The organism is Kocuria sp. MNB10 (assembly GCF_054073685.1).
Map to the genome: position 1 here is coordinate 1,693,208 of NZ_CM133411.1, position 13,637 is coordinate 1,706,844.

14 protein-coding genes are annotated in these 13,637 nt (G+C 68.1%); 10 read left to right on the plus strand and 4 right to left on the minus strand.

Translation table 11 applies throughout. From position 1 onward, the window contains the following. Positions 1-47: 47 nt before the first annotated feature. A complete protein-coding gene (locus tag ACW9PK_RS07600) occupies positions 48-929 on the plus strand; it encodes a LysR family transcriptional regulator (RefSeq protein WP_457015463.1) in 882 nt (293 codons plus the stop codon). Between the two features lie 31 nt (positions 930-960). Continuing rightward, positions 961-2,061 (plus strand): mandelate racemase/muconate lactonizing enzyme family protein, encoded by a 1,101-nt coding sequence (locus ACW9PK_RS07605; protein ID WP_035964038.1) that lies wholly within the window; start codon positions 961-963, stop codon positions 2,059-2,061. A 337-nt stretch (positions 2,062-2,398) separates the two neighbouring features. Here the strand turns inward: ACW9PK_RS07605 and ACW9PK_RS07610 are convergent, their stop codons facing one another. Then, positions 2,399-3,013 carry a Rieske 2Fe-2S domain-containing protein gene (locus ACW9PK_RS07610; protein ID WP_457015464.1) on the minus strand — a complete coding sequence of 205 codons (615 nt, stop codon included), beginning with the start codon at positions 3,011-3,013 and terminating at the stop codon, positions 2,399-2,401. A gap of 390 nt (positions 3,014-3,403) precedes the next feature. Between ACW9PK_RS07610 and catA the strand changes: the two genes are divergently transcribed. Beyond that, positions 3,404-4,288 carry a catechol 1,2-dioxygenase gene (catA, locus tag ACW9PK_RS07615; protein WP_260850458.1) on the plus strand — a complete coding sequence of 295 codons (885 nt, stop codon included), beginning with the start codon at positions 3,404-3,406 and terminating at the stop codon, positions 4,286-4,288. A gap of 571 nt (positions 4,289-4,859) precedes the next feature. On the opposite strand, the gene ACW9PK_RS07620 is transcribed toward catA, so the two are convergent. Continuing rightward, positions 4,860-5,345: a MarR family winged helix-turn-helix transcriptional regulator gene (locus ACW9PK_RS07620; RefSeq protein WP_085106129.1), complete on the minus strand. Its 486-nt coding sequence runs from the start codon at positions 5,343-5,345 to the stop codon at positions 4,860-4,862. A 56-nt stretch (positions 5,346-5,401) separates the two neighbouring features. Beyond that, positions 5,402-6,277 (minus strand): hypothetical protein, encoded by an 876-nt coding sequence (locus tag ACW9PK_RS07625; RefSeq protein ID WP_457015465.1) that lies wholly within the window; start codon positions 6,275-6,277, stop codon positions 5,402-5,404. A gap of 162 nt (positions 6,278-6,439) precedes the next feature. On the opposite strand from ACW9PK_RS07625, the gene ACW9PK_RS07630 reads away from it, so the two are divergent. Then, positions 6,440-7,537: a glutathione S-transferase family protein gene (locus ACW9PK_RS07630; protein WP_457015466.1), complete on the plus strand. Its 1,098-nt coding sequence runs from the start codon at positions 6,440-6,442 to the stop codon at positions 7,535-7,537. Between the two features lie 428 nt (positions 7,538-7,965). Further along, positions 7,966-8,811, plus strand: coding sequence for an HpcH/HpaI aldolase/citrate lyase family protein (locus tag ACW9PK_RS07635; protein ID WP_167318053.1), 846 nt, complete (start codon positions 7,966-7,968; stop codon positions 8,809-8,811). Between the two features lie 47 nt (positions 8,812-8,858). Here the strand turns inward: ACW9PK_RS07635 and ACW9PK_RS07640 are convergent, their stop codons facing one another. Next, positions 8,859-9,569 (minus strand): HAD family hydrolase, encoded by a 711-nt coding sequence (locus ACW9PK_RS07640; RefSeq protein ID WP_457015467.1) that lies wholly within the window; start codon positions 9,567-9,569, stop codon positions 8,859-8,861. A gap of 162 nt (positions 9,570-9,731) precedes the next feature. On the opposite strand from ACW9PK_RS07640, the gene malQ reads away from it, so the two are divergent. The 5 genes from malQ to ACW9PK_RS07665 all read left to right on the plus strand — a co-directional run bounded on the left by malQ (position 9,732) and on the right by ACW9PK_RS07665 (position 13,588). Then, the gene (malQ, locus tag ACW9PK_RS07645; RefSeq protein ID WP_457015468.1) at positions 9,732-11,927 is read left to right on the plus strand and encodes a 4-alpha-glucanotransferase; all 2,196 of its coding nucleotides are present in this window, start codon (positions 9,732-9,734) and stop codon (positions 11,925-11,927) included. Between the two features lie 585 nt (positions 11,928-12,512). Beyond that, positions 12,513-12,749, plus strand: coding sequence for a 50S ribosomal protein L28 (gene rpmB, locus ACW9PK_RS07650; protein ID WP_457015469.1), 237 nt, complete (start codon positions 12,513-12,515; stop codon positions 12,747-12,749). Position 12,750: 1 nt separating this feature from the next. Then, entirely contained in the window at positions 12,751-12,918 is a 168-nt protein-coding gene (rpmG, locus tag ACW9PK_RS07655; RefSeq protein ID WP_012397435.1) for a 50S ribosomal protein L33, read from the plus strand. 3 nt (positions 12,919-12,921) lie between these two features. Next, entirely contained in the window at positions 12,922-13,227 is a 306-nt protein-coding gene (rpsN, locus tag ACW9PK_RS07660; protein ID WP_064847405.1) for a 30S ribosomal protein S14, read from the plus strand. A gap of 76 nt (positions 13,228-13,303) precedes the next feature. Then, positions 13,304-13,588: an HU family DNA-binding protein gene (locus tag ACW9PK_RS07665; RefSeq protein ID WP_064847404.1), complete on the plus strand. Its 285-nt coding sequence runs from the start codon at positions 13,304-13,306 to the stop codon at positions 13,586-13,588. Positions 13,589-13,637 lie beyond the last annotated feature (49 nt).

Sequence of the window (13,637 nt, forward strand, 5' to 3'; positions counted from 1 at the left end):
ATGGCTAAACTCCATATCAAGGTGGCGGACGGGGACCGGGGAGAACCATGGAGCTTCGACAACTCAACTACTTCATCGCAGTGGCGGAGGAGCGGCACTTCGGCCGTGCCGCCAAACGCTTGCACATGGCGCAACCGCCGTTGTCGCAACAGATCCGTCAGCTCGAGGAACAGCTCGGCGTCAAACTGCTGGACCGCACGACCCGGCGCGTGGACCTGACCCCGGCCGGACAGGAGCTGCTGGACCGCGGACGCCAGATCATCAACGAGGTGGAGACGCTCAAGGCGGACGTCTACCAGGTGGGCAACGGCGCCACCGGGGTGCTGCGCGTGGGCTTCTCGGGCTCGGCCACCTACAGCGTCATGCCGCGGCTCGTGCGCCACGCCAAGGAGCAGCTGCCCGGGGTCTCCCTCACCCTGCAGGGCGAGATGTTGACGCCGGCCATGGAGGCAGGACTGCGGGACCACACGCTCGACGCCGCGATCCTGCGTCCTCCCGTGGCATCCCAGGACATCGAGTACCGGATCGTGGGCCGGGAGAAGCTCGTGGTGGCCATGCCCAGCGACAGCCCCCTGGCGTCCGGGCGGCCCGTGGCGGCGAACGAACTGCAGGAGCAGAACTTCGTGTCCTACCCGCCGGAATCGGCCGTGTACCGCACCGTGTCCGAGATGTGCCGCCGGGCGGGCTTCCAGCTGCGCATCGCGCAGGTCACCCACGAGACCTCCACCATGCTCTCGTTTGTCGCGGCCAGCAGCGGGATCGCCGTGGTCCCCGAGTCCGTGCGGGCACTGCAGCTCGAGGGCGTGCTCTACGCGGGCCTCGAGGATGCCCCCGTGACCGAGATGGCCGTGGCCTGGCGGCGGGACGACCGCTCGGCCCTGCTGGGCAATTTCCTGGACCTCGTCATGGACGTCACTGACCACGACTGACCCGAGCACCACCCGCTCAAGAAAGGCGACCATGAACATCACCCGCATCGAGGCGATCCCCTACTCGATCCCCTACGTGCACCCCCTGCACTTCGCCTCGGGTTCCGTGACGGAAGCGGACCACGTCCTCGTGCGGGTGCACACGGACGAGGGCATCGTGGGCACCGCGGACACCCCGCCCCGGCCGTACACCTACGGTGAGACCCAGAAGTCCATCGTGGCGGTGATCGAGGACATCTTCTCCCCGCAGCTCAGCGGTCTGGACGCCTTCGCCCGGGAGCGGATGCAGACCGTCATGGACCGCACCTTCCACAACCAGACCGCCAAGGGCGCGGTGGACATTGCCGTGTGGGACGCGATCGGCCAGCTGCTCGGACAACCCGTGTCCACGCTGCTGGGCGGGTACACCGACCACATGAGCGTCTCCCACATGCTGGGGTTCAAGCCCGCGGAACAGCTGCTCGAGATCGCCCTGGAGTTCCGGGAGACCTACGGAATCACCACCTTCAAGCTCAAGACGGGGCGCCACCCCGTCTCGCTCGACGTCGAGGCCGCCCGCGTGCTGCGCGAGGGCCTGGGTCCCGAGGCGCGGATCTACATGGACGCCAACCGCGGGTGGAGCGCCAACGAGGCCTCCGAGGTCCTTCGCCTCACCGCTGACCTAGGCATGGAGTTCCTCGAGGAGCCCGACGACGCTCGGGAAGTCATGGGCCGACGTCGCCTCGTGAGCACCTCGCCCATCCCGATTGCCGCGGACGAGTCCGCCCCGAACCTGGGCACGGCGGCCAAGGAGCTGCTGAGCGGGGGAGCGAACCTGCTCGCGATCAAGACCGCGCGCTCGGGCTTCACCGAGGCCACCAAGATAGTGGGTCTCGCGGAGGGCCTGGGCGTGGACGTCTACGTGGGCAACCAGATCGACACTCAGGTGGGGACCATCGCGTCCGTGACCTTCGGTGCGGCCTTCTCCCACACGTCCAAGCGCGCGGGGGAGCTGTCCAACTTCCTGGACATGGCGGACGACCTGTTGGCCGAGCCCCTGCGGATCGTGGACGGGAAGATCCACGTGCGGGACGTCCCCGGGGTCGGCACCGTGATCGACGAGGACAAGCTCGCCTACTACCGGGCCCGCTGAGGCGGCCCGCCCCCGTCCCTCGCGCGGGGCGGGGGCGGGCCGCATCCTGCGTGCGGTCGTGGGCGGGTGGCGACACCGGGGTCGTCCCGGCTCTCGACTCCCGGTCCAGCAGGGCCCGTTATTCCTGCTCCGGTACAGGGCCGCGAGCTCGCTGCGGGAATAGATGCCGAACTTGGTATAGATCCCGGCCGCGGCTCATGTCGTTCCACGGCGCGGAGGTGGCCCGGTACGTCTTCTGGCAGGAGCGGAAGTCCTCGAGATCGTCCGGGTGGCCATACCGGTGGCGTTGAAGAAGTCCTCGTACTGGCGGATCCGGTGGGCGCGGGACTTGTCCGACTCACCCTTGGGAGCGATGCAGTCGCAGCACCTCGAGGCCCTCCGGGGACTGCTCCACGATGGAGTCGATCACTTTGGTGGCGTCACCCAGGTGCTCCTCGAAGGGCAGGACATCCGGGTTCAGCGATCCGAACAGGAAGCCCTTGTAGTTCTCGAAACGGGCCACCTTGGTGAGGTCGTGGGAGCCGTCCTTGTTGAAGTTCTCCGGGTAGCCGGCGCCGCGGGAGTCCTTGACCTTGAGCAGCTCACCGGAGTTGCGGAACGTCCAGCCGTGGAACGGGCAGGTGAACGTGGTGCGGTTGTCGGTCTTGCGGCGGCACAGCATGGCACCGCGGTGGGCGCACGCGTTGATCAGGGCGTGCAGTTCACCGTTCTTGTCCCGGGAGATCACGATGGGCTGACGGCCGATGTACGTGGTGAAGTAGTCGCCCACGTTGGGGATCTGCGAGTCGTGGGCCAGGTATACCCAGTTGCCCTCGAAGATGTGCTTCATCTCGAGCTCGAAGATCTCGGCGTCGGTGAAGATTTCGCGCTTGGCGCGGATGATCCCCTCCGCGCGGTCGTCCTCGACGGCGCCGTCGAGGACTTCGTGCAAACGGCTCAAGGTCTCGGTCATGGCGTAACTCCTTGAACATTGGGCGCCGACGTCAGCCGACAAGGTGGTGCGGGTGCGGGACCGAGGGACCTGAGGGGCGCGATCCCGCAGGTGAACCAGCAGGTGCGTATCCCTCATACTGGTGGAGGGTGACCCCACTCACATCAGGGGGAACCCTAGGCTGAACCTGGGGGCATTTGTTCACGTTATAGAATAAGTGACACTCGATTGAATATTTGTTGGATATAGATTCGCCGCATTAATCTGAGACGGACGTCACGGATTGCAGTTTCGTGCCTCACGTTCGCCATCCGGCCAGGGATCCGATCGACGGGTCCGGAGCGCGGAGCGAGGGGCAGCTGCTATCACCCCCGGGCGTCCCCATCTGCTATGAGAACCGTGGAGGTCACCATGACTGACAACCCTTTCGCCGCACACCTCAAGGAGAGCCAGGGCACCGCCGCCGAAGCCGGTACCAAGGCCACCGAGCGTTTCGCCGCTTCCGGCAAGAAGTCCAAGCTCGACGTCCCCAAGGAGCGCGTCTCGCTGCTCGCGGGTGCGCTCATCAAGGCTGCCAATGACATCGTGGAAGAGCACGAGGTCACCTACGAGGAATACAACGCCCTGAAGGCCTGGCTCATCAAGGTGGGCACGGATGGTGAGTGGCCGCTGTTCCTGGACGTGTGGCTCGAGCACACCGTGGAGGACGTCAACTCCAAGGAGCGCCCGGGCACCGTGGGCACCATCGAGGGCCCCTACTACGTGTCGAACGCCCCCGAACTGCAGACCCCTGCCACGCTCGAGATGCGCGAGGATGAGGAGGGCACCCCGCTACTGTTCCACGGTGACTTCACCGACACCGACGGCAACCCCATCAAGGACGCCCAGGTGGAGATCTGGCACGCCGACGCCGCCGGGTTCTACTCCCAGTACGCGCCGGACATGCCCGAGTGGCTCTTCCGCGGTACCGTCAAGGCGGACGAGAACGGGCACTTCGAGATCCACACCATGCAGCCCGCTCCGTACCAGATCCCCACAGACGGTGCGTGCGGTCAGCTGATCGCCGCCGCCGGTTGGCACGCGTGGCGCCCCGCGCACATCCACATCAAGGTCTCCGCTCCCGGCTACCAGATGGTCACCCAGCAGCTCTACTTCCCGGGTGACCCGCACAACGAGGACGACATCGCCTCGGCTGTGAAGCCCGAGCTCATGCTGGACGTGCAGGAGCGTGCGGACGGCTCCGGCAACGAGGTTCAGTACGACTACGTGCTCGCCAAGGAAGGCGAGAGCCGCTGAGTCTTTCGCTCGGTCCCGTTACGACGGCGGACCCCGACCCCGTGTTCGCGCACGGCGGTGGGGTGCTTTCGTTGGCGTGCCCACCGGTGGCATCGGTCAGCGATGCCAGCTGGAGGTGGGTCACCGGCAGCGGCCAGTTGCACCGGTCAAGGGTGCCGAACCTCGGAGGGAAACAGGCGGGGATGATCACACCTGACCGGGGGACAATACAAAGCATATGAATATAACGAAATAAGTCTACTTGTGATGCAAAGGACCCCCGGATTTCCGGGGGTCCTCGTCGATTCCGGGGATCATCAGTAGCTTTACTTGCGTATCAATGTAGTTGCTGCATAAAATCGGGTTGTCGGCCGAAGTGGCCCGGGCGCATCCCCCCAAATACGCGCCCGGATGATCCCCCGGCTGGCCGGCGTCCCGATCTCCCCCAGATTCGGGATGTCCGACGGGTCCTGCCGATCCCCCAAGTGGCAGGACCCGTCCCCTGTTAACGGGTTTTTTCTGGAAACCCGCGGGGCCCGTCGGCTGCGGCAAGCCCCGGGGTCCACCGCGAGGACCACGGCTCGAAGGCCCGTCAGGCGAGATCCATGGACCGCAAGCGCGGCAACACCTTGTCCGCGATGCTCACCAGGGCCGTCTGTTCCTCCTCGCTGAGCCGGTCCATGAACGCGGCACGCACCATCTCCAGGTGGGCGGGGGCCGCGCGCGCGATGACCTCGCGCCCGTGCTCGGTGATCCCCACCACGAGCCCGCGGGCATCGGTGGGGCTGGGGGAGCGGCAGATCATGTCCCGCCGTTCCATACGGGAGAGCATGTGGGACAACCGCGAGCGTTCCCAGCCCAGTTCCCGGAGCAAATCACGCGAAGGCAGTTCCCCCGAGTCGCTCTCGGACAGCGGGACGAGGACCTCGTACTCGGATCCGGACAGTTTGCTGTCACGTTGCAGCTGCCGGTCCACCGCGCGCTCCATGCTGCGGGACAGGGTCAGGAAGCTGCGCCACACCCGGTCCTCGGTGTCGCTGAGCCACGGCGTGTGCCGGGTGCCGGTCGTGCTGTCCATGGGTGTTTCCTCGTGGTGCGCCGCGCGGGGCGGGGGCTGGCGGGTGGGCGGGGGTGTCAGTCCCGGGGGTCGTGTCTGATCCAGTCCGAATCGTAATAGTTGCCTTCGTCCCGCCGGTCCCGGTCACGCAGTCGCTCGGCGTAGTCCGTGGGACGAAGGGGCGAATCGTCGTCGTCGGGCCGGGTGAGCCGGGACGTGGCCACGAGGCCGAAACCGAGCCCGGCACCCACGATCATGGTCATCCCACCCACGATGAACGCCAAGATGTAGTCGTCCAGCAGGTCCGCGGGCACGGAGGGCCCGAGCCACGAGGGGACTACGAAGGCCGTGGCGATGCAGCCGAGGCCCAGGAGCAGCAGGGCCGCAGGGATCAGCCACAGCTTGGACCACGCACGGCGCACGGGTTGCGTGGGATCCCGGAAGATCGGCAGCGCCCGGGTCTGCACGAGCGCGTACCCCGCGACCCCGGCCACCGTGAGGACCGCCCCGATGACCCAGCCGAGCCACGCGCCCTGCGCGATCAGACCGAGGCCGACGAGCAGCCCCAGCAGGACCACGGTGAAGGACAGCCCGCGGCCCATGCGCCGCGCCGCACGCGACGACGCCGCGCGGGCCTCCGCTGACGGGGACGCAGCCAGGCGCGGGGTCGCGGCGGACGGGGACCCAGTGGACGGCGCCGCGGTCGGGGAGCCGGGGGAGGCGGCCGAGCCGGGCGCCGTCGTTCCGCCCGAAGCAGACTGGGTGTCCCGGTCAGCGGAACCCTGCGGGCCCCCGGGACCCTGCGCGCCCCCGGGACCCGTGGTGCGGATGCCGTAGGTCGGGCGTTCGCGGGGAGCGGGCACGGGTGACCGCGCGCCGCCGCGTGACGGTGCGTCCTGGGAGGGGGAATCGGACGGGTCGTGCTCGTCCCGTGGGTGTGGGGCAGAAGTCATGGGCAAGTTCTCGGGCGAGGGGACAACGGGCTCACGCGGGGTGTTTCGACAGGGCCACTGTAGCCCTCCGCGCGAGTCCTCCGCGCGGTCCAGGGCACCCCGGGGCTACCCCACTCGAGGATTGGTGACGTATCATCAAAATATATTCACGGAAGGTACAGCATGTTGGATTCCACGACCCAGAACATCGAACAGGCCGAGGACGGGCGCTACTCCACCGCTGGGGCCTACGTCCACGAGGGCGAGGAGTACAACCGCGACACCACCTACATCGAGGACCGCATCGTGGCGGACCCGGAGCACGCGGAACTGGCCGAAGGCGCCCGGGCGTGGCCCGTGGAGGCCGGTCGGTACCGGTTGGTGGCCGCGCGGGCGTGCCCGTGGGCCAACCGCACGCTGATCGTGCGCCGCCTGCTGGGCCTCGAGGACGCCATCTCGGTGGGCCTGCCCGGACCCACGCACGATTCCCGTTCGTGGCGTTTCGACCTGGACCCGGACGGGCGCGACCCCGTGCTGGGCACCGAGCGGCTGCAGGAGAACTACTTCAAGCGCTTCCCGGACTACCCCCGGGGGATTACGGTGCCGGCCATCGTGGACATCCCCACGGGCCAAGTGGTGACCAATAACTTCCCGCAGATCACCGAGGACTTCAGCGCCGAGTGGAAACAGTTCCACCGGGAGGGCGCCCCCGATCTGTGGCCCGAGGAGCTCGTGCCCGAGATGCGCGAGGTGATGCACCGCATCTACACCGAGATCAACAACGGTGTGTACCGCTGCGGTTTCGCGGGCTCGCAGGAGGCCTACGAGTCTGCGTACGAGCGGTTGTGGACGGCCATGGACTGGGTCGAGGAACGGCTCTCCGGCCAGCGCTACCTCATGGGCGATCACATCACCGAGGCGGACGTGCGCTTGTTCACCACCCTCGCACGTTTCGACCCGGTGTACGTGAGCCACTTCAAGGCGTCCCGGAACAAGCTCACGGAGATGCCCAACCTGTGGGGTTACGCGCGCGATCTGTTCCAGACCCCGGGCTTCGGTGACACCGTGGACTTCCAGCAGATCAAGGAGCACTACTTCGTCGTGCACCGGGACATCAACCCGTCCGGCATCGTGCCGCTCGGCCCGTCCCTGGAGAACTGGACGAGCCCCCACGGTCGCGAGTCGCTGGGCGGCTCCCCGTTCGCCCCCGGTGCCACGGCATCGGGTCCCGTGCGGGACGACGAGCGAGTGGACCCGGACCACACCCCGCTCGCCTCCTGATCACCTCACGCGGCCCCCGGACGATGCGCAGAACCCGTCCGGGGGCCGCGCGGTGCCGCGTGCACCCGTGTGGTGTCGAGCACCCTCACCGGGGGGTACGCCATGCCGTACGGAGGTCGCTTCTCATCGCGCGCCGCCGGGGTGGTTCGCGCATCCTCGTGGGATCCCCACAAACCCCCGGCGGGGGCTTTTGTGCCCCGGCCCGACGGCGCTCGATGGCCCCTCGTACTAGGGTTGATGTCGCGTGTCGGGTGACTTCACCCGCGCGGCACCGCCGCCGTACCGCACCCGATGGGCGCTCGCCGCGGTCCCGGACGACACCCCGATCCCACGGTTACGAATCGCGCCCTGACGCCGTCGTCCCGCGGGGCGCGACGAGCCGCCCCGAACGCACCCAGACCGATCCCACCCACTTCCCCAGGAGACCCATGGCCCCGTACCGTAACCAACGCGCCGCTGCACTTCCCGCGCGACTCTCCCGCTCGTGGTTGCTGACGTCGGCGGCGGACACGTCGCTGTTCGCGCCCGCGCTGGCCTCGGAAGCGGACTCCGTGATCCTGGACATCGAGGACGCGGTGCCGGAGGAGGACAAGGATCGCGCCCGTGAGGACATGATGGAGGCCATGCACCAGGGCGTGAGCGCATGGGTGCGGATCAACGACATCACCACCCCGCACTGGGAGAAGGACCTGGCCGCGCTGAATGAGGTCGACAACCTGCGGGGCATCGTGCTCGCCAAGACCGAGCACCCGGACCACATCACCAAGACCGCCATGATGAGCCACGCGGGAATCCCTGTGGTCGCACTGATCGAGTCCGCCGTGGGCCTCATGAACGCGTACGACATTGCGCGCGCCCCGGGCGTGTTCCGGCTCGCGTTCGGTGTGGGCGACTTCCGCCGTGACACCGGTGCCTCGGGGGACCCCATGGCCCTGGCGTTCGCGCGCTCGACCCTGGTCACGGCGTCGCGCGTGGGTGAGCTGCCCGGTCCCATCGACGGCCCCACCAACGGGGTGTCCGGGGCGGAGCTCGAGGCCGCGTGCAAGGTCACGCAGTCCATGGGCATGACGGGCAAGCTGTGCCTGAACCCGGACCAGACGGACGGCATCAATCACGCGTTGGCCCCGAGCGATCAGGAGATCCGCTGGGCCCGTGAGATGATCGAGCAGGCCGAGTCCGGTCACGCCGGTGCGGACGGTTCCTACCTCCCGCGCCTCGCGCGCGCCAAGAAGGTCTCGGAACTCGCGGAGACCTACGGCCTCTGGAACAGCTGATCCGCCGCGGGGTCCGTCCAGCGGGCCCAGCTGCGGACTCCCCGCACCTACAGCGGCAGTCCCCATACCCGCAGCATGTCCCCGACCGCGGGGTCGGCCAGCGACTCCGCCCGGAAGTGGGACGTGATGGGTTCGTCGTGGCCGTGGGGCACTCCCAGCACCCACAGTCCCGCGGCGACCGCGGCTGCGGTGCCCGCTGGGGAGTCCTCGACAGCAAGCGCGTCCGCGGGCTCCACGCCCAGGCGCCGCGCGGCCTCCTCGTAGATGTCCGGGGCGGGTTTGCCGTGGGGTACGTCCTGCGCGCTGACCCACGTCACGACGACGTCCGCGAGGCCGATCGCGTGCATCTTCCGATCCAGGATCCCGCGGGTGGAGTTGCTCGCCACGGCTACCGGGACCCGCTGGGCGCACGCCCGCACGGTCTCGATCGCGCCCGGTAACGGTTCCAGGACCTCACCGACCACGTCCTCCTCGGTGCGCACGAGCCGCTCGTACACGGCATCGAACCCGGGAGCGGGCTCGCCCCGCTGCTCGGCCACGGCTGCCGCGCGCCGCGAGATGTCCCGGGCCACGTCCGCGGCGGACAGCCCCATGAGGGACGTGCCCGCGCGCTCGTCGAGCGTCACGCCGAACGATTCGGCGACCTGGGCCTGCACACGCGCCCACGCGCTCTCGGTGTCCATGAGCACGCCGTCGCAGTCGAAGACGACGGCACGCGGGCGCCAGTGCGGGCCCGGGCCGGGCAGGGTGGTATCCATGCCCCCAGTCAACCACGCGCCCCCGACGCGTCCGGCGTGTCCGCGCGGCGCTCCGGGCGTGATCCCGGTGGGCAGTGGCGTCGTCGTCGACCGAGGGGACCCGTCCCCGGTGGCTAGAGTGGGGGCATGGTGGAGAACGCAGGAACTTCAGGGGAAACGACTGTGCAGCGCTTGGCCACCGAGTACGGGGTGGCCACCGAGTACCGGGGCTTCGACGGGGGAGTCGAGACCGTGCCGGAGCGGACGCTGCGCCGTGTCCTCACGGCGCTCGGCGCGGACGTCTCGGACGACGACGCCGCGCGGCGCAGTCTGCGCGACCGCGAGCTGGCGCCGTGGCGCGAGCTGCTGCCGCCCGTGGTGATCGCGGAGGAGCAGTGTGAGGCCATCGTGCCCGTGGCTACCGCGCAGGGGGACACCGTGCGGGTGCGGTTGTGGCCCGAGGACGATCCGGACGCGGTGCGCGAGTTGCACCCGGCGCCCGACGTGGCTCCCGAGACCCGCGAGGTCGATGACACGGTCCGCGAGCGCGTGCCCTACGAACTGCCCCGAGACCTCCCGCTGGGCTGGTACCGTCTCGAGGCCCGGACGGGCTCGGGGCAGCGCAATAGCATCGACGTGGCGGTGACCCCGCAGCGCCTCAGCACCACGGACCGGCTGCGCGGGCGCCGCCGGTGGGGCTACATGGCCCAGCTGTACTCGGTGATGTCCTCCCGCTCGTGGGGCGTGGGGGACCTCTCGGACCTCGCGTCCCTGGCCGCCATCAGCGGTGTGCAGGGCGCGGACTACGTGCTCATCAACCCCCTGCATGCCGCGGAACCCACGCCTCCCGTGGAGCCCTCCCCGTACCTGCCCTCGAGCCGACGCTTCTTCAACCCGCTGTACCTGCGGATCAGCGACATCGCGGAGTTCCCGTACCTGCGTCCGGGGGACCGTGAGGTCGTGGCCCAACTCGCCGCGGTGCAACGCAAGGCCGTGCTGGACCCCAGCACGATCGACCGCGATTCCGCCTACGCCGCGAAGCTGAAGAGTCTCGAACTGCTGTTCACCGTGCGCCGTTCGCCCTACCGCCAGCAACAGCTCGAGGCGTTCGTGGCGCATGCCGGGCAACCCCTGCAGGACTTCGCGCTGTGGTGCGCCCTGCGGGAGGAACTCGGGGAGGACTCACCCCTGTGGCGGGACGAGGCAAGTTCCCCGGAGGCGCCGTACGCCCAGGAGGCGCGTACCCGGTTGCGCCACCGGATCAGTTTCCATGTGTGGTTGCAGTGGCTGCTCGACGAGCAGCTCGAGGCCGCGCAGCGTGCCGCGTACCGGGCCGGGATGGACATCGGTGTGGTGCACGATCTCGCGGTGGGGGTGCACAAGCAGGGCGCGGACGCTTGGGCGTTACAGGACGTCCTGGCCCCCGGGGTGAGCGTGGGTGCCCCCGCGGACATGTACAACCAGCTGGGCCAGGACTGGAGTCAGCCGCCGTGGGATCCCCGCAAGCTCGCCGAGGCGGGGTACCGGCCGTGGCGGCAGATGCTCGGCAACATCTTCCGTCACGGCGGGGGTGTGCGGATCGACCACGTGGCGGGACTTTTCCGGTTGTGGTGGATCCCCGATGGCAACCAGGCCTCGGACGGGACCTACGTGTACTACGACCACGAGGCCATGGTGGGCGTCCTGGCCCTCGAGGCCGAGCTCGCCGGCGTGGTGGTCGTGGGTGAGGACCTCGGCACCGTGGAGGACAGTGTGCGCGAGTTCCTGGAGCGCAAGGGCGTGCTGGGAACCTCCATCATGTGGTTCGAGATGGACGGGGACGTTCCCCTGGACCCCTCCCGCTACCGCGAACTGTGCATGGCCTCCGTGAACACCCACGACCTCCCGCCCACGGCGGGCTACCTCGAGGGCGTGCAGCTGCAACTGCGCGAGGACCTGGGACTGCTCGCGCGCTCGCCGGAGGAGGAGCGGGAGGAGGCACGCCGTCAGCTGGACACTTTCTTCACCGCGGTCACGGATGCCGGCTATCTGCCCCGGGATGAGGACCCGGGGGAGCAGGCCAGGATCGAGGCGATCCACCGCTACCTGTGCGACGCGCCGTCCGTGTTGATCAACGTCTCCCTCGTGGACGCGGTCGGGGAGAAGCGGATCCAGAACCAGCCCGGCACGAGCGACGAGTACCCGAATTGGCGGGTCCCGCTCGCGGACTCGGATGGCCGGCCCGTGATGCTCGAATCCCTCCCGGGGTCCGAGCGGGTCAACTCGCTCGTGGACGTGGTCAACGGCGCGCTGGGTACGCATCGCCGGGATCCCAAGGCCAAGGCGCCGGAACAGCCCGAACACCGGGACGTGGCGGACCCGTTCACGGGCGAGTTCTGAGCACTCACTCCGGCACGATCCTGTCAGGGGGTTGCCCCGCCCGGGGGATTAGGTAAGAATTACCTTACCTAATCCCCTGGGTGAGGGGATGGGGCTGAAGAAAACGTGTCGGGGTGGCGGACCGGGTCATGGACGGACCGCCACCCTCGCGTGTTTCCCGTTGTGTTCTTCGGCGGTTTTTCCGGGGGCTCTTCCCGGAGGGATTCTCCCCTGGGTGCGCCGTTCGTGGGGCCCGTCACGGCGGGGCGGACGAGTTGGTCCGTTGCGAGCCAGAGGCTAGGATCGAGGGGCGCGCAATCGCACCGTTTCCGCCTTCGGATTTGCGAGCGAGTCCGTAGAAGCCTAGAATCTAAGGCTGTCGTGTGGTGGAGTCCATCTACCGGCGCCTTGATCTTCACCGTCTTCGTCGTAGCGAGTGCCCTGACCGGTACTGCCGCGGGGTAAACCCATCACGCCCGGCGCGCGAACGGTGGCATTTTCTTGAGGTGGCGGACCACTCTTGGCTATGGCTGCCGGCGGGAAACCGCTCGGCGGCGACCATGCGTGCCGTCATTTCGTCGACATTGGACATTGGAGGAGAACACTATGGCAGCGCACTGCCAGGTGACCGGGGCCCAGCCGGGCTTTGGCCACAGCATCTCGCACTCGCACCGCCGCACCAAGCGTCGGTGGAACCCGAACATCCAGAAGAAGCGTTACTGGGTGCCCTCGTTGCGTCGCAACGTCACGCTCAACCTGAGCGCCAAGGGCATCAAGGCCATCGATGCGCGCGGCATCGACGCCGTGGTCAACGAACTCATCGCACGTGGGGAGAAGATCTGAGATGGCCAAGGACAAGGACGTACGTCCCATCATCAAGCTCAAGTCCACGGCCGGTACCGGGTTCACCTACGTCACCCGTAAGAACCGCCGCAACAACCCCGATCGCCTCGTCATGAAGAAGTACGACCCGGTGGTCCGCAAGCACGTCGATTTCCGCGAGGAGCGCTGAGACATGGCCAAGAAGTCAAAGATCGCCAAGAACGAGCAGCGCAAGGTCGTCGTCGAGCGTTATGCCGCCAAGCGCGCTGAACTGAAGAAGACCCTCGTGGACGAGAACGCGTCCCCCGAGGCTCGCGAGGAGGCCCGCCTGGGTCTGCAGAAGCTCCCCCGTGACGCTTCCCCCGTGCGCGTGCGCAACCGCGACCAGATCGACGGTCGCCCCCGCGGCACCTTCCAGCGCTTCGGGATCTCCCGCGTGCGCTTCCGCGACATGGCTCACCGCGGCGAATTGCCCGGTATCTACAAGTCCAGCTGGTAATTTCTGCACCGGAAGGACCCGACCCCCGGTCGCCCCTTCCCCAGCGAATGCCAACCCAGTCCAGGAGGACAAGCACATGGCTATGAACCGCAGCGAACTCGTTGCAGAGGTTGCCGAGAAGTCCGGTAGCACCCAGGCCGCCGTCAACGGCGTTCTCGACTCCCTGTTCCAGGTTTTCGAGAGCTCCGTTTCCAAGGGCGAGAAGATCACCATCCCCGGCTGGCTCTCCGTGGAGCGCACCGACCGCGCCGCCCGTCAGGGTCGCAACCCGCAAACCGGCGAGGCCATCCAGATCCCGGCTGGCCACGGTGTCAAGCTCACTGCGGGCTCCAAGCTGAAGGCTGCTGTTTCCTCCAAGTGAGGTAAGCCCAGCGGGTCCCAGGACCCGGTGCTCGAAGGGACCGTTCACG

Coding starts and splice junctions, on each gene's coding strand:
- ACW9PK_RS07600 (WP_457015463.1), top strand. CDS start 48: ATGGAGCTTCGACAACTCAACTACTTCATCGCAGTGGCGGAGGAGCGG.
- ACW9PK_RS07605 (WP_035964038.1), top strand. CDS start 961: ATGAACATCACCCGCATCGAGGCGATCCCCTACTCGATCCCCTACGTG.
- ACW9PK_RS07610 (WP_457015464.1), bottom strand. CDS start 3,013: ATGACCGAGACCTTGAGCCGTTTGCACGAAGTCCTCGACGGCGCCGTC.
- catA (WP_260850458.1), top strand. CDS start 3,404: ATGACTGACAACCCTTTCGCCGCACACCTCAAGGAGAGCCAGGGCACC.
- ACW9PK_RS07620 (WP_085106129.1), bottom strand. CDS start 5,345: ATGGACAGCACGACCGGCACCCGGCACACGCCGTGGCTCAGCGACACC.
- ACW9PK_RS07625 (WP_457015465.1), bottom strand. CDS start 6,277: ATGACTTCTGCCCCACACCCACGGGACGAGCACGACCCGTCCGATTCC.
- ACW9PK_RS07630 (WP_457015466.1), top strand. CDS start 6,440: ATGTTGGATTCCACGACCCAGAACATCGAACAGGCCGAGGACGGGCGC.
- ACW9PK_RS07635 (WP_167318053.1), top strand. CDS start 7,966: ATGGCCCCGTACCGTAACCAACGCGCCGCTGCACTTCCCGCGCGACTC.
- ACW9PK_RS07640 (WP_457015467.1), bottom strand. CDS start 9,569: ATGGATACCACCCTGCCCGGCCCGGGCCCGCACTGGCGCCCGCGTGCC.
- rpmB (WP_457015469.1), top strand. CDS start 12,513: ATGGCAGCGCACTGCCAGGTGACCGGGGCCCAGCCGGGCTTTGGCCAC.
- rpmG (WP_012397435.1), top strand. CDS start 12,751: ATGGCCAAGGACAAGGACGTACGTCCCATCATCAAGCTCAAGTCCACG.
- rpsN (WP_064847405.1), top strand. CDS start 12,922: ATGGCCAAGAAGTCAAAGATCGCCAAGAACGAGCAGCGCAAGGTCGTC.
- ACW9PK_RS07665 (WP_064847404.1), top strand. CDS start 13,304: ATGGCTATGAACCGCAGCGAACTCGTTGCAGAGGTTGCCGAGAAGTCC.